General features: G+C 33.8%; 21 protein-coding genes and 1 pseudogene. 12 read left to right on the top strand and 10 right to left on the bottom strand.

The window, feature by feature from the left end; all coding sequences use genetic code 11:
• Positions 1-3: 3 nt before the first annotated feature.
• The 7 genes and pseudogenes from DDD_RS15325 to rlmH all read right to left on the bottom strand — a co-directional run bounded on the left by DDD_RS15325 (position 4) and on the right by rlmH (position 8,324).
• Positions 4-1,059 (bottom strand): hypothetical protein, encoded by a 1,056-nt coding sequence (locus DDD_RS15325; RefSeq protein ID WP_015363858.1) that lies wholly within the window; start codon positions 1,057-1,059, stop codon positions 4-6.
• Positions 1,060-1,118: 59 nt separating this feature from the next.
• Entirely contained in the window at positions 1,119-1,520 is a 402-nt protein-coding gene (locus DDD_RS15320; protein WP_015363857.1) for a thiol-disulfide oxidoreductase DCC family protein, read from the bottom strand.
• Positions 1,521-3,704, bottom strand: coding sequence for an endonuclease MutS2 (locus DDD_RS15315; protein ID WP_015363856.1), 2,184 nt, complete (start codon positions 3,702-3,704; stop codon positions 1,521-1,523).
• Positions 3,705-4,009: 305 nt separating this feature from the next.
• Positions 4,010-4,846: a DUF6671 family protein gene (locus tag DDD_RS15310; RefSeq protein ID WP_015363855.1), complete on the bottom strand. Its 837-nt coding sequence runs from the start codon at positions 4,844-4,846 to the stop codon at positions 4,010-4,012.
• 30 nt (positions 4,847-4,876) lie between these two features.
• Positions 4,877-5,098: pseudogene (locus DDD_RS15305) on the bottom strand (23S rRNA (pseudouridine(1915)-N(3))-methyltransferase RlmH); the annotation flags it as partial.
• A gap of 124 nt (positions 5,099-5,222) precedes the next feature.
• Positions 5,223-7,754, bottom strand: coding sequence for a WG repeat-containing protein (locus DDD_RS15300; RefSeq protein ID WP_146250810.1), 2,532 nt, complete (start codon positions 7,752-7,754; stop codon positions 5,223-5,225).
• 96 nt (positions 7,755-7,850) lie between these two features.
• On the bottom strand, positions 7,851-8,324 hold the full coding sequence (gene rlmH, locus DDD_RS15295) for a 23S rRNA (pseudouridine(1915)-N(3))-methyltransferase RlmH (protein WP_015363852.1): 474 nt from the start codon (positions 8,322-8,324) through the stop codon (positions 7,851-7,853).
• Positions 8,325-8,496: 172 nt separating this feature from the next.
• Between rlmH and nadC the strand changes: the two genes are divergently transcribed.
• The 4 genes from nadC (at position 8,497) to DDD_RS15275 (ending at position 11,375) form a co-directional block, all read left to right on the top strand.
• On the top strand, positions 8,497-9,363 hold the full coding sequence (gene nadC, locus DDD_RS15290) for a carboxylating nicotinate-nucleotide diphosphorylase (RefSeq protein ID WP_015363851.1): 867 nt from the start codon (positions 8,497-8,499) through the stop codon (positions 9,361-9,363).
• Entirely contained in the window at positions 9,356-10,288 is a 933-nt protein-coding gene (locus tag DDD_RS15285) for a YihY/virulence factor BrkB family protein (RefSeq protein WP_015363850.1), read from the top strand. The genes nadC and DDD_RS15285 overlap by 8 nt, the downstream gene beginning before the upstream one ends.
• A 27-nt stretch (positions 10,289-10,315) precedes the next feature.
• Entirely contained in the window at positions 10,316-10,879 is a 564-nt protein-coding gene (locus tag DDD_RS15280) for a chalcone isomerase family protein (RefSeq protein WP_015363849.1), read from the top strand.
• Positions 10,880-10,946: 67 nt separating this feature from the next.
• Positions 10,947-11,375, top strand: a complete 429-nt coding sequence (locus tag DDD_RS15275) for a DUF2147 domain-containing protein (protein WP_041567211.1) — start codon at positions 10,947-10,949, stop codon at positions 11,373-11,375.
• A 221-nt stretch (positions 11,376-11,596) separates the two neighbouring features.
• Here DDD_RS15275 and DDD_RS15270 read toward each other — a convergent pair whose 3' ends face one another.
• On the bottom strand, positions 11,597-12,898 hold the full coding sequence (locus tag DDD_RS15270) for a DUF2254 domain-containing protein (protein ID WP_015363847.1): 1,302 nt from the start codon (positions 12,896-12,898) through the stop codon (positions 11,597-11,599).
• A gap of 18 nt (positions 12,899-12,916) precedes the next feature.
• Here DDD_RS15270 and DDD_RS15265 point away from each other — a divergent pair, with 18 nt between their 5' ends.
• A complete protein-coding gene (locus tag DDD_RS15265) occupies positions 12,917-13,381 on the top strand; it encodes a tellurite resistance TerB family protein (protein ID WP_015363846.1) in 465 nt (154 codons plus the stop codon).
• 114 nt (positions 13,382-13,495) lie between these two features.
• The gene (locus DDD_RS15260; RefSeq protein ID WP_015363845.1) at positions 13,496-13,927 is read left to right on the top strand and encodes an Hsp20/alpha crystallin family protein; all 432 of its coding nucleotides are present in this window, start codon (positions 13,496-13,498) and stop codon (positions 13,925-13,927) included.
• Between the two features lie 57 nt (positions 13,928-13,984).
• On the opposite strand, the gene DDD_RS15255 is transcribed toward DDD_RS15260, so the two are convergent.
• Positions 13,985-14,434 carry a tRNA (cytidine(34)-2'-O)-methyltransferase gene (locus tag DDD_RS15255; protein WP_015363844.1) on the bottom strand — a complete coding sequence of 150 codons (450 nt, stop codon included), beginning with the start codon at positions 14,432-14,434 and terminating at the stop codon, positions 13,985-13,987.
• Positions 14,435-14,597: 163 nt separating this feature from the next.
• On the opposite strand from DDD_RS15255, the gene DDD_RS15250 reads away from it, so the two are divergent.
• From DDD_RS15250 to DDD_RS15230, 5 genes are all read left to right on the top strand, one after another.
• Complete coding sequence (locus tag DDD_RS15250) at positions 14,598-15,647, top strand: NAD(P)-dependent alcohol dehydrogenase (protein WP_015363843.1); 1,050 nt, start codon at positions 14,598-14,600, stop codon at positions 15,645-15,647.
• Positions 15,648-15,750: 103 nt separating this feature from the next.
• Positions 15,751-16,740 (top strand): UDP-3-O-(3-hydroxymyristoyl)glucosamine N-acyltransferase, encoded by a 990-nt coding sequence (gene lpxD, locus DDD_RS15245; protein ID WP_015363842.1) that lies wholly within the window; start codon positions 15,751-15,753, stop codon positions 16,738-16,740.
• Positions 16,741-16,987: 247 nt separating this feature from the next.
• Entirely contained in the window at positions 16,988-18,019 is a 1,032-nt protein-coding gene (locus DDD_RS15240; protein ID WP_015363841.1) for a hypothetical protein, read from the top strand.
• Positions 18,020-18,088: 69 nt separating this feature from the next.
• Complete coding sequence (locus DDD_RS15235) at positions 18,089-18,538, top strand: KTSC domain-containing protein (RefSeq protein ID WP_015363840.1); 450 nt, start codon at positions 18,089-18,091, stop codon at positions 18,536-18,538.
• 293 nt (positions 18,539-18,831) lie between these two features.
• The gene (locus DDD_RS15230) at positions 18,832-19,026 is read left to right on the top strand and encodes a cold-shock protein (RefSeq protein WP_015363839.1); all 195 of its coding nucleotides are present in this window, start codon (positions 18,832-18,834) and stop codon (positions 19,024-19,026) included.
• A gap of 128 nt (positions 19,027-19,154) precedes the next feature.
• Here DDD_RS15230 and DDD_RS15225 read toward each other — a convergent pair whose 3' ends face one another.
• Positions 19,155-20,696, bottom strand: a complete 1,542-nt coding sequence (locus DDD_RS15225; RefSeq protein ID WP_015363644.1) for an IS1182 family transposase — start codon at positions 20,694-20,696, stop codon at positions 19,155-19,157.
• Between the two features lie 170 nt (positions 20,697-20,866).
• Between DDD_RS15225 and DDD_RS15220 the strand changes: the two genes are divergently transcribed.
• Entirely contained in the window at positions 20,867-21,787 is a 921-nt protein-coding gene (locus tag DDD_RS15220) for an EamA family transporter (RefSeq protein ID WP_015363838.1), read from the top strand.
• Positions 21,788-21,824 lie beyond the last annotated feature (37 nt).

Genomic DNA, 21,824 nt, shown 5'->3' with positions numbered 1-21,824 from the left:
GTGTTATTTAACTGAAATAAATATATAATTACTAGATGTGTCGCTTTCTTCCTCTTGTTTTGAACTTTGAATCAGAATCACTTTTTTGCGAGAAATTCCCTTTTGCGCCATCATTTTTTGAACGTTCAAAGCGTTTACTTGAGAGATGTAAGCTTTCTCTTTATCATCGCTGTTTGATTTTTGAAAAATAGTGACATTGACCTTTTGATAAGGGTAATTTTTTAAATGTCTATTTAAAGACTTCAGATAGCTGTCAAACTCATTATTCCCAACAAAATACTGATTTTTAAACCCTTCAATAAACTTTTTACTTTTAAAAACCTTTGGTAAACTTTTTTGAATACTTGCAACATTTTGTGATGTTGGAATGGAGCTGGTAGAACTTAATTTTGCATGAGTTGTGGCAGTAAAGTCGCTATTCAATTCCATTAATATTCCTCCTTGGGCTTTACTATTCACAAATTGTATAGGTTGCTTTACTTGATTAGTGGTAATTTTTGATGAATCAATTCCTATGCTTACAAGCAATTTCTTAATGTAATCCGCCCTTTTTTTACCTATATTAGAATTTTCCTGAGGTGAATAAAATCCTTTAATTGAGAGCGTTGCGGTAGAATCGCTAGCCAGAATATTTTTAATTTGATTTCCATAGTTCACGCATCTATATGGAATGGTAACGGTTGCAGTATTTTTAAAAATCGTAGCATAATAGTCACAAGTGATGACAGTTGTTCCCTTTTTTGAATAAACAGAAAAAGTTTTTGCTACGTAATCATTTGAAGTACTTTCAATAGGAAGATTATTTTCAACAGCCTTTGTGTTTATTATATTAAGTTCTGTCTCAGGTGAAGGTTCATTAGACTTCGGTGGTGAGTATTCTGATTGCTTTGTTTTGCTAGAAAGTTTTTCTTTGGCAGTCTTTAGGTTCTCAGCATGATTCTCTATTGATGCTGTTTCGTTAACAGCATCAATTTCTTCGTAAAAAACAGTATTAATGAGAAATAAACAACCTACACCGTATAAGGCAAAAACAATTAGTCCCGTTAAAAAATTTCTCAATTTGTATATTTTGGGTTAAATATACTATGATAAATCTAATTGTTTGCTATGGTGTAGAATTACAGAAATTTAGATTTCAATTCTGGCGTAGGAATCATACAACTTTCCTTTTTTCCAAACCATTTGTACCGGTTTCTTGCAATGAAATCATATACGGCATTAGCAATAAATTTAGGGACAATGATAAATGCATAAAGTAATGGCCACAAACCACTTAAATGTTTTGAGATGCGTAATGCTGCTCCCGCTTTCGCGAAAGCGGTATCTCCACTAATCAATACGATAGAATCTATCTTTGTTGGGTCTATTTGATGCCTAGCAAGTAGCTCTTCACCTATTTTACTTTCTAAGGCTGCAAAACGAAAACGATCCTTTTTATCATGCTTTATGATGAACAAGACAGCGCCATTGCAAAGGTTGCAAACTCCATCAAATAACACGATATCTTGATCTTTATTCATTTATTTCCCTACTTTTTCTAATTGCTCGATGGGCGCAATAGTCGTGAAAAAACCATAATTAATAGTTACTTTTCCTTTACTTATACTATCGATAGTACCTACCGACTTAGAATCGGCTAGGCGTACTTTATCATTTATTTTTAAAGGTATTTGTGGCTTTTCTTCTTCTTTTTTTACTTCTTCTACTTTAGCCTTTTTTCTTTCGGTTCTTATTTTTTGAACTTTTTGAATCACCTCGTTTTCTACTTGTTTTTGCTTTCCTTTAACAGCTTTTTCCTTCTTGGAATTCGTAGTTTTCTTCTTTTGCTTAGGCTTGCGCTTGATATTTTCAGTGATGACTAATTTCATCAACTCGTCCACAAGAAGTTTCTTTTTCTTATTGTTTTCAAAGTTTTCTGCAATGCTGTCAAATTTCTTTCCTAACTGTATAAAACGCTGGTAACCATCATACAACTCTTGAAAGTCTTGTAACTTTTGATGCACTCTTTCTTGAGTATCTTCTAGTTTATTTGCACGTTGTGTGGCTTGAACCTCTTTATCTCGCAACTTGTCATTATTACGTCTTAAGTTGGATCGCTCTTTTTGTAGAGCGGCAATAGATTTATCAAAACGTATTTTGCCTCGTTCTACTTTCTTTTTGGCTTTATTAATTAAAGAATAAGGAATACCATTCTTTTGTGCAACTTCAAACGTAAAAGAGCTTCCAGCTTCTCCTAATTGTAATTGATAGACAGGTTCTAGCGATCTGGAGTCGAACAACATGTTTGCATTAGTCATTTCTGGCAACTCATTTGCCAGCATTTTAAGGTTGGTATAATGGGTTGTAATAATGCCATAAGATTTACGCTCGTTGAGCTCTTCCAGCATACTTTCTGCCAGCGCTCCACCTAATTCTGGATCAGATCCTGTTCCAAATTCGTCAATTAAAAACAGCGTTTTATCATTTGCGATTCTTAAGAAACCACGCATGTTTTTAAGTCGGTAACTGTAGGTGCTCAAATGATTATCAATACTTTGATTATCACCAATATCTGTCAATACATGTTCAAAAATACATATCCTACTTTTCTCATGAACTGGTATCAGCATCCCGGTTTGAATCATGAGCTGCAGTAGACCGATAGTTTTTAAGGTTATGGATTTACCACCAGCGTTAGGACCAGAGATCACGATAATGCGATTATCTGGCGCTAGTCGTATCGTTTGTGGATACGTTTTTTCTCCTCGCTCATTATTAGCAACCCAAAGCAGTGGATGATAAGCATCTACTAATTCCAGCTCTTGATGATCTACCATCATGGGTAAACATCCTTTGATTTTCCTACCGTATTTTGCTTTGGCAGCAATCACATCGGTGTGCGTTAAATATTCTTTGTACTCTTCAAATTCTGGAATAAAAGCTCTTAAAAACTCTGTGAGCTCTTTTAAAATTCGTTGTATTTCTTCTAGTTCTTCAATTTCTAATTCAGACAGCTTTCGCGAAAGCGTTAACACACGCTCTGGTTCAATATAGGAGATGCTTCCAGTCCTAGAGCTTCCCATCATTTTACCTTTTACCTTGCGTCTATACATAGCTTTTACAGCTAGTACACGGCGGTTTTCTACAACACTTTCTCTTATTTCATCTAGATAATCCAGCTGGCTGTAATGACTCAATGCCTGGCCAAAACTACCATTGAGCTGCCCTCGTACAATGTTCATTTCTCTTCTAAGATTCTTTAATAGAGGAGAAGCGTCATCCTTGATCTCGCCAAAACGGTCCATTACGGCATCTACCTGATTTGGGATGATCTCGTTATAGGCAATATGTTCTAGTCTTTTATGTAGTTGTGGGAAATACTCTTGTAGTTTTTTAAAAAACTTGATATGCTCATTTACGGTGCGTGGTAAAACGGCTAGTTTTCTAATGCTTTCTTTTTCTAAGGTGCTATTTTCAATACCTAACAACTGAAGCTCCTTATCTATAACATCAAAACCATGATTAGGGATTCTGTGCTCGCTAGAAAAGGACCATAAATACTCATTAGTATAGGCAAGTTCTCTATTAATTAGGAATTTAGTCGTGAAAGGCTGTAGTTTTGTAATAGCTGCTTTTCCATCTTCTGTAACGCAATAAGCACTAGCCTGAGTAAGAACTACATCAAATTCTAAATCTTCAATTGTTTTTGTAGATATTTTTTTCATAAAAGTTCTACAAAAGTAAGCCAGCGGGAATTTTAATTGAGGCTTTTTAGAATAAATTAAGGAAGCAAATGAATGAACTTGAACTCGAACTAGAATTTGAACTCAAATTTAAAAAAATCGTTAGCTAACCTGTGAAGTATCGCCTTAGCAAGAAGTAGGTGTTTTCTAGAAGAAAGTAAGACAACCCCAAAGATTTTGAGTTTAGAATCTAACTCGAACTTGATCTCAAATCTGAATTTGATAACAAACTCTAATTAAAGTTTGAATTTTAAAAGGTTTATAAGATTTATACAAACTACTCCAATTTATGGATTACAAAAATCACAATACATGGGATCCTCTGTTTGCTTATCATTAGGGTAAAACTCTTCTTTTGTAAAAGAACAATGCTTACACATACTTAAATGGCTTAGTATAGAATTAGTAGGCTGACTGCAAAGATCACAAGGTAAACCCTTTTTAATCTCAGTAATATCAAAACCAGGCATATTGCATTTAGGACATGCAGTTTGAATTTTTTTGATAATTTTTTTAGTTGCAGCTTCAATAACTTTCATGCGACTCGGATTATGCATCGCTCTCATATCTGTTTCTACGTAAACTTTGTTTGAAATGGTGCTAAGCTGTTCAAACGCTTCCTGTAATTGAACATCATTGGTGATTCCTTTTATGATATCCGTAGTGTCATCTTTGGATCTACGTAAGATTAAAGCATGTGAAGGAAATTGAGCTTCCTTAGCAAATTCAATCAGTTCTTTTAATGATGTAATTTCTTGACCATTAAAATTGGTTTCCATGCTCAACTCTCTTGCGACGATTTCTAGATTATTTTTTTTATCGATGAAGATGAGGAATTCATCGTCTGCACTAGCAAAAAAAGCAGATGGATGCGCACCAAAAGAACCTTCACTTGCAATACCAAGATCGCAATCGCTTGCTTCCATTGCCATGAGGCATTTTTGTCTTGCCGTTGAAATGGGGTCTTCTTTACGTTCTACTTCACCAGAAAATGTACCTAAAATATCGGTGTCAAAACCTTCGTTCACAAAGCATTTAACTTGTAAGGCTTCTTCTAATAAAGGAGCGATGACCTCTTCTTTACGATGCTTTGTTGCAATGACAAGTTTTCTTCCTTGGAACATTAGGATAATTTAAAGATTGGAAAAACTCGATTACTCATGATGATATGGTTCGTTTCTAAGTATAGTAAACGCTCTATAAATCTGTTCTACAGCAAATAAGCGTACCATTTGATGAGAAAAAGTCATATCGCTTAATGACAATTTTGAATTGGCTCTAGAGTACACATCAGGAGAAAATCCATAAGGTCCACCGATGATGAAAACCAATCGTTTTAATCCAGAAATGCTGCGTTTATTGATCAACTCGGCAAATCTTAGTTTTTTCATGAACTTTTATCAACATTATAGTTTGAATCAACAAACTTGTGAAACTTGAGATTTTAGAATTTATTAGGTAAAGAGTTTATTCCCCATTTTTAAAAGTAGAAATTTCCCTTCAAAATCCACGTTTCATAAAATAGGTACTGATCCAGTAGCCATTTACCTTTATAGAATTTCTTAGAAATTTCTCCATGTATTTTGTGTTGCCAAAGGCATGATCTATATATCTCTTATTAGTAACTATGTTACTATTATATATAGTGTAATCGTTAACTTTATTAAGAGAAGATTTATTATAACCATTTCCATTTTCAGGTTTCCAATATGAATATTTGAACCTCAATAATTCTTTAAGATATTTCTCTTTTATGTAATCAATATTGGTAAAAGAAAGCGATTGATCATTAAAGATATTTTTCTTCAAATAAAATAATATATGTTGAGACGGCGCAATTTTATCAACAAATTCTTTTAGCAATACGTTCTCTGGGCTATTTAATGCCTTTACTAATGTTTCTTTTAATTCATTGAAAGTTGTATAACCATGATGTAGTTCCATAGTTACTGGGTTGCTTATAAATTTGCCATCATTTGTAATAACACGCATTTTACCATCCTTAAAAGTTAAGGCTCTATAAGTGGTTTTATCACTGTAATAAGAGGTTTCCATTATTTCAAAATTTGCTATTTCATCAAATTTTTCTTTTACAATGGGTTCATTATTAACGCCTATGATTTCATACGCTTCATTTTTCTGAGCCTTAAATAGCTTGTGGTAAGAAAGGCGTTTTAAATAGTCATATTGAAAAGGTATTACCACCTCATTCTTTAAGTTGACAGCGCCGTATTTTTTACCTTTACGTACCACAATACTAAATTTATCACCTTTTCCATTAATAGGATTTGCTGATATAAAATCTAAGTCTATATCCTTATATTTAAAAGGTAAAATAATCTCGTTAGCATCATTTATTAGTCCATATTTCTTACCCTTTTTAATACTATAATAGGTGTGATCTACAGTTTCAAATTTTTGGATAATGCTATCATATTTTATAGCTACATCTAAATTTCCTGTAAATTCATTAAGTAAACCATACTTACCTTTATTATTTTGAACATATAGCTGACTTATACCATTACTATTTAAAGGATTAAAGAGTCTATCTTCTTTTAATACATACCCATAAGTTGTGATAATATTCTTAAATATCAATTCCTTTTCTTCATTAAGAAAATTAAAGGATTTATCTCCACTTTTTAAGACGGTTAGTGAGCTGTTGCGAGTATCTGTATGAGCAATAAACTGATATTTTACAGGCACAATAAGTTCTCCTAATCGATCGTAAATACCGAATTTACGTTCGGGCTTTGATGTCATTACATTGAAGAAATCATTTTCTACACCTATCCATTCATATTCTATAGGTATAATTAACTTGCCATCTAAACTAACCACTCCTGTCTTGCCATTAGATTGCACTGGAACATAATCGCGAAAATTACTATCATAGAAAGAACCCACTTCATCATAAATGGCTGGTACGAGAACATTTCCTTCTTTATCTACGATTCCCTCTTTTTTATCCTTGGAAACTTTAAAACCCAAGCCACTACTAACTTGCCTAATTGAAGAACTGCTATCGTATAAAAAAGGAATGATAAGGTTACCTTGAAGATCATAAACACCAGTTTTACCATTTTTAACAGCCATAACATAGCCTACACCATCAGCATAAGCTCTTTGAATATTGAATGCGGTCTTTTTCTTAGAAATAGGAAAATATATACTATTAAGAGTGCCTTTTTTAACGAGATAATATTTGTAAGAGGTTCTCATGCTTATCTCATCATTTTCAGGCGGATAAATAATTTTTCCCATATCGTCAGCAATACCTTTTTTATCGTCTTTATAAAGAATAAGTTCCTTGATATTTTTTCTCAGGTTGAACTGATCGAAAATATAAGATTTATTCTTTCTCATTCTTCTCAATGCTGCTGGACTTTTTGACACACCGTAGGAAATACTATCATAAACAAAAGGCAAAACTTGTTGCTCTTTTATAACTCCATAATTGCCATTGCTTTTCATGATAGCAAGATTTCCATATAATTCTACATATTCAATATCCTCTTTAAATATTTTTAATGACTTATTAAATATTAATTGTATCTTGTTTTTATTATTTTTTATGAAAGTCATTTGCTTATTAAAAGCTAATATTTTTTTGTACTGGATAGGTAAAATAGGTTCGCCAGCAATAGTGAATGTACCATAATGTCCATTTTTCTTCATGATGAAACCATTATACAATCCACCAATACTGTCAAATTCTATTTTACTTATTTCTTTTCCTTTTAAATCTGTTAAACCATACTTTTCGCCTTTTTTTACGATGTAAGTCTCCTTACCGAAAGAGATTTTATCATAAATTGGGTCTTGAAAAACGCCTTCTGGATAAACAAAACCATATTTACCTCCTTTTGTAAAGTATGAAGCTTTATCTTTCATTTCTGATAAAGGAACTTCTTCCATCCCTATTTCTTCCATTAATTCCATCTCGTTTATCTCTATTTCAAGACCAGGGTCTTGTGAATAACAATTATAGGATAAAAGTGTAACTAAAATTAGTATAAATGATTTCATGGATAATTGATTTTGTAATTTGGTATTTATTAATTCCGCTTTTGCAAAGACAAAATATTCAGCAATCAAATTTAAAATAAATTTCTATTTAGACTTTCACTCATGATGATAAGGTTCGTTTCTAAGTATAGTAAACGCTCTATAAATCTGCTCTACAGCAAATAAGCGTACCATTTGATGAGAAAAAGTCATATCGCTTAATGACAATTTTGAATTGGCTCTAGAGTACACATCAGGAGAAAATCCATAAGGTCCTCCGATGATGAAAACCAATCGTTTTAATCCAGAAATGCTACGTTTATTGATCAACTCGGCAAATTGCATGCTGGTGTACTTCTTTCCTTTTTCATCTAGTAGCGTTACAAAGTCACTTTTCTCTAATTTATTGAGAATAAGTTTTCCTTCTTCGTTTTTTTGCTGGTCTTCACTTAGGTTTTTGGTTTTCTTTAAATCAGGTAGGAACTCAAGGTCAAAATTGATATAATGACCCAGTCGATCTACATACATTTGTGTGAGTTGATCGATGCGAGAGTCGTCTGTTTTACCTACGGCTAGAAGTGTGATTTTCATGATGCGAATTTAGAACAACAAATGAAAAGGGAAAAGAACCAACTAATTATACTAGTCATATATTAAAAGTAGCGTTTTACAGTAAGTTTCTTATGAAATCCACACATAAGCTTATATGAACACTACTCAATAATAAAGTAAATCTGTATTTTTGAAGAGAAAATAACTATAAATGGACTACAACTCACAAGAGGCTCAAAAAGAAATCAAACGTATTATTCAAAATGCATTAAGAGAAGATGTAGGAGATGGAGATCACAGTAGTTTGTCCTGTATTCCAGAAACGGCTATTGGTAAGGCAAGATTGCTAGTAAAAGACGAAGGGATTATTGCTGGTGTTGCTTTCGCGCAAGCGGTATTCAAAGAAGTAGATCCTAATTTAAAAGTAGATGTAAGAATAGACGATGGAACTCACGTAAAATATGGTGATGAAGCATTCTACGTTTCTGGTTCTTCTCAGTCCATATTGAAAGCGGAACGTCTAGCACTTAACGCCATGCAACGTATGAGTGCTATTGCAACAAAAACTAGGTCGTTTGTAGATCTTCTAGAAGGAACTAAAACTCAAATTTTAGATACTCGTAAAACAACTCCAGGAATTCGTATTCTTGAAAAATGGGCTGTGGATATAGGTGGTGGAGTGAATCATCGTTTTGGGTTATATGATGTCATTATGCTTAAAGATAATCATATAGACTTTGCTGGTGGCGTTTCTAAAGCGATTCAAAAAACAAAGCAATACCTTAAAGACACTAATCGTGATTTAAAGATTATTGTAGAAGCGCGTAACCTCGAAGAGATCAAAGAAATTTTAACCAATGAAGGTGTGTATCGTATCTTAATTGATAATTTCAATTACGAGGATACAAGAAAAGCGGTAGAACTAATAGGAGACCAATGCCTAACCGAAAGTAGTGGTGGAATTACCCTTGATACAGCTAGAAAATATGCCGAATGCGGAGTAGATTTTATTTCTAGTGGTTCACTTACTCATAGCGTTTATAACCTTGACCTAAGCCTTAAGGCGATGCATGAGTAGGTTTAAACAAATATTAGATCGCATCCCTATAATTTCATGGTTTGTTGCCATAACAAACAGGTGGAAATTACCAGGTTTTCAAGGTATGACCGCTTGGGATTTATGGGAAACGTATTCAGTAGGAATTGTGGAAGGAGCATTCTCTGCAAGAGCTAGTTCTATTTCCTACAGCTTTTTTATGGCTATTTTTCCCTTTATCCTGTTTATATTAAACCTTATTCCTTTTATAGAAATAGATAACTTTCAAGAAGAAGTACTCTTTTTTGTAAACGACTTGTTGCCGGCACAGGCTGCCGGTGCTTTTGATGAAATTTTTAAGGAGATCGCTTTACAAGAAAATACAGGTTTATTAACCATTGCTTTTTTTACTTCGTTGTTCTTAATGGCAAATGGTGTCAACGCTATTTTTAATGGATTTGAACGCAGTTATCATTCTGACCTAAATAGAGGTTTTTTTAGACAGTACTTTGTGTCACTAGGAGTTTCTGTAATTCTTGTTGTCTTTTTATTTTTAGGAGTTGTTTTAGCTGGTGTCGTAGAATATTGGATCTCAGAATTGAGAGCAAGAGACTTCATGACCGAAGACTCAATGGAAGTCTGGTTAAAGTTAATACGTTACGTTACCCTTGTGGTCATGTTATTTATTTTTGTTTGCACTTTATATTATACTGGAACTAAAGAAGGTAGAAACACAAGATTCTTTTCTATAGGAGCAGTAGTTACCACCTTTTTAATTATCTTATTTTCATACCTTTATGGAGTGTATATAGATAACTTTGCTTCTTATAATGAAATCTATGGATCTATAGGAGCTTTATTAATTTTGATGGTATATATTTGGCTCAATGCCAATCTTTTATTATTAGGATTTGAATTAAATGCATCACTTCGTGCATTAAAGGCACGGAATTTGAAAACAACATAGTATCTTTAAAAACTTAAAATTTAAAAAATGAAAAAATTACTTCTTGCGGCTTTAGCAATTTTAGGAACCTATACAGCTACTGCTCAAAAAACGATTAACGGTGTAAGCGTAGAGAAATCTATAACAGTATCTGGCCAAGAGCTAGAATTGAACGGCGCTGGTATGAGAGAAAAACTTTGGTATGATCTATATGTGGGTGCTCTTTATCTAACTGAAAAATCAAGCGATGGAAATGCACTTGTAAAAGCAGATAAAGCTATGGTAATCACATTAGACATCACAGACGAGGCTGTTACTCAAGACAAAATGAAAACGGCTGTAGAAGATGGTTTTGGTGATAGTTGTACAAGTAAAGAAAGAAAAGCGATTAAAAAAGAGATCGATACGTTTATAGGCTTCTTTAAAGATGCTATCGTAAAAGGAGACCACTTTGAAATTGCTTACTTGCCTGGAACTGGGACAATGGTTTCTAAAAACGGCAAGAAAATAGGAACTATTGAAGGTCTTAATTTCAAAAAAGGATTATTCGGAATCTGGTTAGGTGATGACCCAGCAGATGAGGATCTTAAAGAAGGAATGTTAAACAAGTAATTCCTTACTAATTAGTAATAAATCAAACCCATGTACGACAATTACATGGGTTTTTTAATCTATAAAAATGAAATATTTTATTACAGTATTGTTTATGGTTTTCGCTTTCGCGAAAGCGAACTCACAAGACATCACAGGAACATGGAAAACGATTGATGATGATAGTGGCGAGGTAAAGTCACATGTAGAAATCTATAAACGCGACGGAAAGGTTTATGGTAAAGTGATTAAAGTACTTGATGATAAAGCTCCAGAGAAGCCATTATGTGTGGAGTGCAAAGGAGACTTAAAAGACGCACCGATCATCGGTCTGGAAATCATTCAAGATCTAGAAAAGAAAGGTGACGAATATAAAAATGGAACCATTTTAGATCCTGAGAATGGAAAATCTTATACCTGCAAAATTTGGCTTAATGAAGACGATAGTAATAAATTGATGGTGCGTGGTTATGTTGCATTTTTCTATCGCACTCAATCATGGGAACGATTAAAATAGCGATAGCGATTATTAAATGTCAGTTCGACCTGAGATCATAAATAAATTATTGACCTTCAAACATTAATAAAATAGTCAAGTCGAGCGCAGTCGAGACTGTTTAAGGGTTTATTATGTTTTCTCGTTTTCGACTGCGCTCAAACTGACCTCTCAACTCTTTATTTAATATCTTATCAATAAATATATTATTTCAGACATTTTTACCTTGAACTCAGGTTAATTCAGTTAATGCTTTTAATTTTATCTTCTATTTCTTGAAATTGGTTTTTCAAGACGTTTAAATCATGTTGGTTAGAAATGGACTCTTCGGCATCGTGAATGAGAAGTTTTGCCTGATTATGAAGTACTTCGTGATATGATCGCTGGCATGATTCTCTTTCTATGCAACGAGAAAACAATTGTAATAGCTTTTGCATCACCGTAAGATCGTGTTTACAATAATTGCGATAAGACGCAAATACGTTGTAAATAAGTGTTTCAAATGCAATAACCTTTACTTTTAAAACAGGCTTGTCTTCTTTATTAGAGCTTATACTATGATCTTGTTTTTGCATTCTTATTCTCACTAGCTCCGTCAAGTAGTCTATAGTATCGATGGCAGTTCCGGGATCATTTATTCCTGGAGACATAGCTTTTATTCCTATTTCTGTAATTTGTTTAAAACCTAGAGCATAGTTATCACTAACTAATTCAGATTCGGAATAATTAAAGTTCTTATAGATTTCTTCTAATTCTTCATCTTTCAATTCTTTCTCTGATAGAAACATATCAGAGTCTGTTAATATGTATTGACCTTTAACAATTAACACCTCAAATTTTGTTTCAAATTCCTCAACTGCTTCTTTAAGTCCGTTGACGCTTATATTTTGAATCGTACCGCTCTTTTTAGTTTTATAAACGTGCCAATCAGAAGTATCAGGAAAATCTTCGGCATATTTTTCTTCATCAATAAGTATTTTTAACCGATCTGAAGATTTTTTGAAAATATCTTCTAAAATATTATTGATTTGAATACTAGTTGATATACTATGGATGAAATAAACAAATGCACCCAATGCTAAAAAAGCTGAAATAATTCCCAATAACACAGAAAATCCAGGTAATTGGTATTTTTGATCTGTTGGTTCCAGACCTATAACAGTGATTATATTATAAAGAATAGTAGCAAGAAAAGTTCCTAAAATGAATTGATGCCTTCTATTAGATATTAAATTAGGTAATACACGAGGTGAATAATTTGCTGCCGCTTGACTTAATAACAGCATCACCATGGAGAAAGAAAAGACAAGCATTGAAATACCGCCAGCAATTAGAGTGGTCAATATAGTTCTTGCTGTTTCTATGTCATTAATAACGAGTTGTGGAAGATGTTCTTGGAGGTAAGAAGAGATGTTCATTTCTTCTGCCCATTTCATTATAAGAGCAAAAACTACTGCGCTTATGGCATAAAAAGTAGGATAGAAGGCAATACTACCAGTTATGGTATTTATAAAGGAACGTATTCTTATGATTAATGCTTTCATTTGATAAAAGTAGGAGTAATGCAAAGAAGTTACTCACAACAAATTCTTATTTTCACAAACAATTTGAATATCATGACTTATACAACACAAGAAAAAAAACATATCATAAGTGAGCTAATTCTAATGGCCCACGCAGATAATCAGCTGAAAAGTGAAGAAGTTGCTTTTATAATTTCAGTCGGTAAAAGAATGGAACTAGATGCTAGTGATGTGATTTATATGATGAAACATCCAGAAGAATTAGAAACAGTTATTCCTAAAAAGTTTGCAAAGCGCATTCTTCATTTTCACAGAATGATGTTAATGATGCATATAGATGGTCATGTAGATGAGTTAGAATTACAATTGCTGCACAGTGTAGCATTGCAATACGGTTTTAGGAAATCTACAGTTGATAGTCTATTAGCAACGATGCTGAAATATCCGCATGGTGAGATTCCACCGTCAGAATTGATGCAAATTCATACTATAAATAGTAATTAATGACGTTTAGTCAGTTGTTTTTGATTTATAAGCGACATTATGTCGCTTTTTTACTTTGGTATTTTCTTTGACTATTTGATTTTGTAATTAATAAAAACCTTAAAAAATTATATTATGAAATTAGCAACAAGAACAGCAAACAACTGGTTACCATCTTTAATAGATGAGATGTTTAACAACGATTATTTAGGAGGCACCGAGCCTGCAAATAGATCATTCTTACCAGCGGTAAATGTATCAGAGAAAGACGACTCTTTTACTTTAGAAATGAGTATTCCTGGTTTTAAGAAAGAAGAAGTTTCTATTGAGGTAGATCACGATTTATTGACGATCTCATCTGAGGTAGAGAAAACTAATGAAGAAACTACAGAGCAGTTTACTAGAAAGGAGTTCAGTAAGCAGTCATTTAAAAGAAGCTTTAATTTACCAGAAACGGTGAACCAAGATAAAATTAACGCCGCTTACGATAATGGAATTCTAACTATAAGTCTTCCTAAAAAAGAAGAAGCGCTTCCGCAGCCTAAGAGAATGATTTCTCTTAAGTAAATCAATTTGATTTCTAATTAACGAGGTCGTCTTACGTCATCACGTGAGACGACTTTTTTATGCTCGCAATTGGCGTAATCCTTCATAGGTGATCACTGCAACTGCGTTAGCAAGGTTGATACTTCTTATGTGTTTACTGTATTGCGGTATTGTATATAATTGATCTTTGAACTGATTTGTAATCTCGCTTGACAAACCTTTAGATTCTTTGCCAAAAACCAACATCACCTCATTATCAAACGGAATCTCGGTATAATCCTTAGTACCATGACTGCTTAAAAAAGCCATATTACGATCTTTATTTTTCTCAAAAAACTCTAAAAAGTTTTCATATATCGTTAACTCAATATGCTGCCAGTAGTCCAGTCCTGCACGTTTCAGTCGAGCATCGGTAAGTTCAAATCCGAATGGTTTCACTAGATGCAAATGCGATCCGGTAGCAAGACTTAGACGTCCTATATTTCCTGTATTGGTATGAATTTCTGGTTCCACTAAAACGATGTGCATGCTTTTTTTTAAGCAAATATAATAGTTAGCTGGTCTTTTTGAGTTCCCGCTTTCGCGAAAGCGGAATTACAATCAGCAACTTACAAGATGTACTCTTTAACGCACTCTTAACCGAAGGTGGCTCCCGATAGATTTACATTTGCAAGCATAAAATAGAAAGATAATGTTAGAAGCTAAAGCTTACGGAGCATCAAGTGCAGATGCAAATTTTGGGGAAATGACCATCGATAGAAGAGATTTACATGATATAGATGTAAAGATTGACATACTGTATTGTGGAGTTTGCCATAGTGATATTCACGCAAAATTAAACGATTGGGGAAATGCAAAATACCCTATTGTTCCAGGTCATGAAATCATAGGTAAAGTTACAGAAGTAGGAAGTAAAGTATCCAAATATAAAGTAGGAGACCTTGTAGGAGTAGGATGTATGGTAGACTCTTGTCAAGAATGTAGTGCTTGTGAAGAAGATATGGAAATGTGGTGTGAAAATGGTTCTACAAGTACGTATAACAGTAAAGATAAATTTTTAGATGGTCACACTCTAGGTGGTTATTCTACTACAATCGTGGTTAGAGAAGAATTTGTTTTATCGGTTTCTGAAGACCTGGATATCAAAGCGGTTGCACCTTTATTATGTGCTGGAATTACAACCTATTCTCCTTTAAAACACTGGAATATTCAAAAAGGTGATAAAGTAGGAATTGTAGGTTTAGGTGGTTTAGGTCACATGGGAATCAAGTTTGCTGCAGCAATGGGAGCAGAAACAGTTATGATCACCACAAGTGAAGAAAAATCTAAAGATGCAAAACGTCTAGGTGCTGATAGTGTGATCATTTCAAAGGATAAAGATCAAATGAAAGAGCACAATAACAGCTTTGACTTTATATTAAATACCATTCCTGTAGGTCACGATGTGAATCCTTATCTCGCTTTATTAAAAAGAGATAAAACCATGTGTCTAGTAGGCGCAATTGAACCTCTAGAAAATGTTCACGGTGGTAATCTTATTTTAAGAAGAAAAAGACTAGCTGGTTCACTAATAGGTGGAATTAAGGAAACTCAAGAAATGTTAGACTTTTGTGCAGAACATAATATTGTGTCAGATGTAGAAATGATCAATATGCAAGATATTGATAACGCTTTTGAAAGAGTTCAAAATAGTGATGTGAAATATCGTTTTGTTATCGATATGGAGAGTTTGAAAAGCTGATAATATATTTATAGCTTAAATTTGTTGCTTTATTGAAGTTTTCTTTAATTAAGCAGCTTTTTTGTTTTACCGCATTCGGTAAAATCTACCTAAAAAATAATCTATGCATTCATTTACAGTACAACAAATAAACGAAGTTCTTCAAGGCGAGTTAGTAGGTAATACGACTCATTCTATCACTGGAGTAGAAGAGATAAGAAATGCCAAAAAAACTGATCTTACGTTTATAGGCAATAGAAAGTATGCTAAATTCTGGGCAGACTCTAACGCCTCGGTTGCTATTATAAATGATACTATAGATTTAGAACCTGGAGAAAATCGTGCTTTTGTAAAAGTAAAAAATGCTGATCTTGCTATGGCAAAGCTTTTAGAAGCTTTCCAGCCAGAAACGCCAGTTTTTGAAACAGAAATCCATCCCACAGCAGTCATTCATGAAACGGCTACTATAGGAAAAGGAGTTCAAATAGGCGCACATTGTTATGTAGGCAAAAATGTCACTCTAGGTGATGGAGTTATATTGTATCACAACGTTAGTGTTTTTGACGATTCTACCATCGGTCCTCAAACTGTTGCCTGGTCAGGTACAGTGATAAGAGAGCGTTCTCAAATAGGAGCACAGTGTATCTTTCATAATAATGTAAGTATAGGCGCAGACGGCTTCGGTTACCGACCTGCAGACGATGGTCGCGGACTAGTAAAAATTCCGCATATAGGAAACGTTGTGATAGGAAATGGCGTGGAAATAGGAGCAAATTCTTGTGTGGATAGAGCTAAATTTAACTCTACTATTATCGGTGACGGTTGTAAAATCGACAATTTGGTACAAATAGCTCATAATTGCATCATGGGAAGATCTTGCATTATGGCAGGTCATAGTGGACTTGCGGGATCAGTAACATTAGGCGATGGAGTAGTCATAGGTGGAAGCGCAAGTATTAAAGATCATACTACTATTGAATCTGGAGCTACGGTAGGCGCAGGAAGTGGTGTGATGAATAATGTAAAAGCAGGTCAAACCGTTTTAGGCTATCCAGCTGCAGACTCTCGAGATATGCTCAAACAATGGGTTGCGTTGAGAAGACTTGTAAAGTAAACAATCATCTTATTTGCAGATTAATAAACGCGCTTATGATCGTTTTAACGGTTAAAGCTAGCTATTATATTAGTTTTGTGACAATTAATAGTGGTTGATTTCATAATCACGCATTGCTATTCATTATACTTTAGTGGTTATTGAGATATTATTGATTCGCTTTCGCGAAAGCGGATTCTATTTCAATTTAATTCTATCTTCCATTTTAGTTATCACTTACCTATTCTAAATTTTAATAATTTTATGTATGCATAGAAAATTACTTTTTATTTTTCTTCTTATCACAATTGTTACTTGCAATCATTCAGCTGGTCAAAACGAAACTCGTGGCGGCTTTAAGGATTATTATCCTATTTCAGTACGACCAGATGTATCTGTAGGATTGGGAAATAACCAATATGAGCAAATATTGATTGAAGCAAGTCCTGTGGTTTATTATGGACTATATAATGACATGCGTCAAGCCTTAAATAGAGATACAATTACTACTGGTGACGCGGTTTATTTTTCTTTTCAACCCCAATTTAGAATTTATGATGAAGAATCTAAACCTGTGAAAACACCATCTTATAAAATCCTAATAGGATGGCAGAAGATTTTTAAAACTAATGAGGATAATTTTTTTACTGCTGGAATTGAATCTGGTCATTACAGCAATGGACAAGCTGGAAGTGCTTTTAGTACTGAGTTTGAAGATAATTCTGAAGAAAGCATAGCTATATATGACAGCTTTACTGATAATACTGATCTAGCTGCCTTACTGAATAGAAGTACTGGTAATTTTTCTACTAACTTAACAAGGTTAAGCCTTAATTATAGGATCAATACGTTTAATGATCAAAATGTACCTCAAAAAATACATTCGTTTACCACTACATATCAGTTATATCATAATAAGTTTATTGGAGTAGCTGATTTTGGAGGATATAACCCTCGAGATATAGATATCTATGGACGTCATCAGTTTGAGTTAGGTTATGAATTTACATCTCATCTTAAAAAAATGCGTTACACCATAAGTCAGCAGTTAAATGTTACTTTAGGGTCGCATCCATCTAGTGATCCTTATAGATCTGTTACAAGTGCTATTTTGTATCCTCGTGATAATGATTTGGGTATTATGGCTCAATTTTCTTTTGGTCGAGATGATTATAATTATAGATTTTTAGATAGTTTCCCTCGATTCACGATAGGTTTTACTTGGGACTGGTTCACTCCTTTTGTTGTAAAACCATCTCAAAAACAGATTCATCCAGAAAGTTTGAAATCAGTTAAATAGACTTGTAAATTTTAACGTACACATGATTATTAAAGATGTACTTTTGCGCCGCCTTAAAAAGAGGAGCACATGAAGCGTATTAATCAGTACAAAAAGATGTTTAACGTAGAGAAAGACATCAACCTTAAAGAATTAAAGAAAAGTTACCGCAATCTTGTTAAAGAATGGCATCCTGATAAATTTCAAGATGGAGATCCTAAAAAAGAAGAAGCAGAAGTAATGAGCCGTCAGATTATAGATGGTTATCATTTTCTTGTAAGTATCGCGCCAGAAACTAAAGAGGCGCAACTAGACGAGTACACAGAAACGATTACAAACACAGGATTCCAAGATTTTGATCATAAAGGACGCGTTCTAGAAGTAACCTTTACTGATGGAAAGACTTATGAATATTTTGGTGTGGACGTAAAGATTTTCAAAAAGCTTATAAATGCCGATAATCGTTACCGTTTTGCAAAGCGTAACATTTTTACCAGCTATTTGTACCGTAAATCAAAGAAAGATTTACAAGAAGCTTAGAAATCAAATTACTCTTGATTATCTCTAGTTCAAATGTTTAGTAAACAGTAGTTTAACCACTTAAGTGTTACTAAATTGAAAATTATCAAGGTATTTTGAGGAAAAGTTATTGCAGATCAAATAAAAAGATTAGTTTTGCAATGTGATTGGAGTATATGATCATAAAGATTAGTAGGATTTCTTATTTAATTTTTATCATTTTTCTAGTTATAACGAGCTTAGTCATGGTGAATACTCTTGTGGCACGGCTTTTGAAGCTAAATAAGAAGTATTATTAATTTAAATTATTACAAATGAGTACAGGTACAGTAAAATTTTTCAATGACGCAAAAGGATTTGGATTTATCACAGAAGAAGGATCAGGTCAGGAACATTTTGCACACGTAACAGGTTTAATCGACGAGATCCGTGAAGGTGACAAAGTTGAATTTGAACTTAAAGAAGGAAAGAAAGGCTTAAACGCCGTTAATGTTAGAGTAATCGACTAATTCGATTCTTTAATTTATTAGTACAAGGAAGCCGTCTCATTTAGATTAATGAGGCGGTTTTTAAGATTTGTAAATTTTGTTTCAAGATTTGTTTGATTTTAAATAAGGACGAATAAGATTAGACTTGTCTATGCCACTTTCTTCTTAAGGTTATGAGCTAAAGCATGTAATCCGAACTCTAATTCAGCTTTTTGGATGCCTTTATGAGTAAATCTTTCAAAGTTACGGTTAGATTTAATGTGAGCAAAAACTGGTTCTACATCAGCGGTGCGCTGTATTCTTTTTTGTTCTCCTAACTCAGTATTAAGTCGCTGCCTAGCTATTTCTTTATGACGCTCTAATTTATGATTGCGCTGTATAGTTCTATGGTTAGCAGATTTATGGCATAAGCTTCTTAATGGGCAACCATTACAGTTTTGTGCTTGATAGACACTGGTGTATTGAAGATATCCAGATTTAGTTCTCTGTTTTTTATCGTTTTGTTTTTCCATGCGTTGTCCCATAGGGCATACATAATAATCTCCCTTTTCATTATAGTGTAGGCTATCTCTATGAAAATCATCTTTTCCGCTAGCCTTTTTCTTGGTCTTATAGTTTTTATGTTCTTTGTCAAAGGTGTTATACTTCACATAGGCTTCAACATTATTATCTTCTAAGTATTCATAGTTTTCTTCACTTCCATAACCAGCATCTGCGACAACTCGATCAGGCATGGATTCATAAAGGTATTGGTAAGTCTGTAAATGGGGTTTTAGGGTATGATAATCCGTAGTTTGTTGATGTAAGGAGTAATGGATTACAAATTGTGATTCTGAACTTATTTGAACATTATAACCTGGTTTGAGTTGACCATTTTTCATGTGGTCTTCTTTCATGCGCATAAAGGTAGCGTCAGGATCGGTCTTACTGTAACTATTGCGTTTGGCAAGTATTTTTTCTTGTTGCTCATACTTCTCTAGATTGCTAGCAAAGTTCTTTTCAATGTAACGTAGTTTAGCTTTTTGCTTGCTACCAGCCTTTGGGTTGTTAGATAAGATTTTATTAATCTTCTTTGCCGTTTGCTTTACCTTGTCTTGGTCTATTTCTTTGAAGTCTGGTGGTGTGGGATCTTTATCTTCATCATCTGCGATGCTTTGTGCATATTGCCACATCTGTTCTAACTGCTCAACCATTTTTTTCTTTCTAGTCTTTATAGCATTACCCCATACAAAGGTATAGCGACCAGCCACAGACTCTATCTTAGTTCCATCAGTAAAGACCTCTTTTAAAGTAACCAGACCTTCATCAGCAAGCAGTAAGACTACCTGCTTAAAGATATCTTTAAATATGGTTTTTAGTTTCTTACTTCTAAACCTAGCTATAGTATTGTGGTCAGCAACTTGCTTTCCACTCAACCACATATAGTTAATATTCTCACCCATGGCTTTCTCAATCTTACGACTGGAGTAGGTATTATCCATATAGGCATAAACCATAATTTTAAGCATCATCTTGGGATGGTAACTTGGTTGACCATCTTTACTATATTCTGATATCAATAAATTTAGGTCTAACTGTTCTACCACGCCATTAACTACACGCACTGGATGATCTTCTGGAATAAGCTCTTCAATACTAGGTGGAAAAAGCCAGTTTTGCTGCTGATTATAGTCTTTGAAATTAGTATTCATATATCTGATTATCAATCAATAAGATACGAATAAACATCAATTTATCAAAGTAGAAAACAAAAAAACTGCCTCAAATTAATGAGACAGCTTCTTTTTTTTATGCTTAGTTTCTTGTGACATAGTTTTACTTTGTACTTTTTTCAATTCTTTATTGGACTAGCTTTGCACCCATGAATAGAAAGACAATTTTAATCATTTTGGCATTTTTTGCTACCTACGTTTTTTGGGGTTCTACCTTTTTGTGGAATAAAATGGCTGTTCAAGAATTACCACCATTAATGATGCCAAGTGTGCGTTTTGCATCTGCTGGGACCATAATTTTTATAATGGCTAGATTATTAGGCTACAGTTTGCGAGTAACTAGAAAACAACTCTTTAACTCGATAATCGTAGGTTTTTTGTTTTTAGCTTATGGAAATGGGGTAATGGTATGGGCATTAAAATATGTTGATACGGGCTTTGCAGCGTTGCTTGCCGCTTTACAACCTTTATTTATTTTATTACTCATGAGGCTGGTGCAGCGTAAAGCTTTGCAATGGAAGTCTGTTGTAGGAGTAGTTTTAGGGTTGACTGGAATGTATATTCTCGTAAGTCAGAAGGAAATTACCACTCAAGAAAATATGGTTTTGGGAATCATAATGATACTTACCTGTATTTTAAGTTGGAGTACGGGCAGCTTATATGTTGCAAAAGCCGACGTTCCTAAGAATTTCTTCGTCTCAACAGGTTATCAAATGCTTACTGCCAGTTTGTTACTCGCTTTAGGAAGTTCGCTTTTTGGTGAAGAATGGAAATCGCCATTGAATTGGAGCTCATCAACTTATATCGCTATGATTTGTTTGATTATTTTCGGTGGAATTGCTGCTTTTACAGCTTTCAACTTCTTGCTTAAGAATATTTCTACAGAAAAGGTCGCCACATCATCTTATGTGAATCCAGTGATCGCTTTACTTTTAGGATGGTATTTTCTGGATGAAGAAGTCACGACTCAATCCATTATTGCTGCCGCAGTGATGCTTACAGGTGTATACTTCATTAATAGCAGGAAAAGAGATAAAAATGATATGAAGCCTGCTCTAAAACCAAGGTAATCTGAGTTTGATAAGAATTGTTTTATTCTCGCTTTCG

Source organism: Nonlabens dokdonensis DSW-6 (genome assembly GCF_000332115.1).
In the GTDB taxonomy this organism is placed as follows: Bacteria; Bacteroidota; Bacteroidia; order Flavobacteriales; family Flavobacteriaceae; genus Nonlabens; species Nonlabens dokdonensis.
The sequence above is the reverse complement of the archived record's forward strand: the minus strand, read 5'-3'. Positions and strand labels throughout refer to the sequence as shown.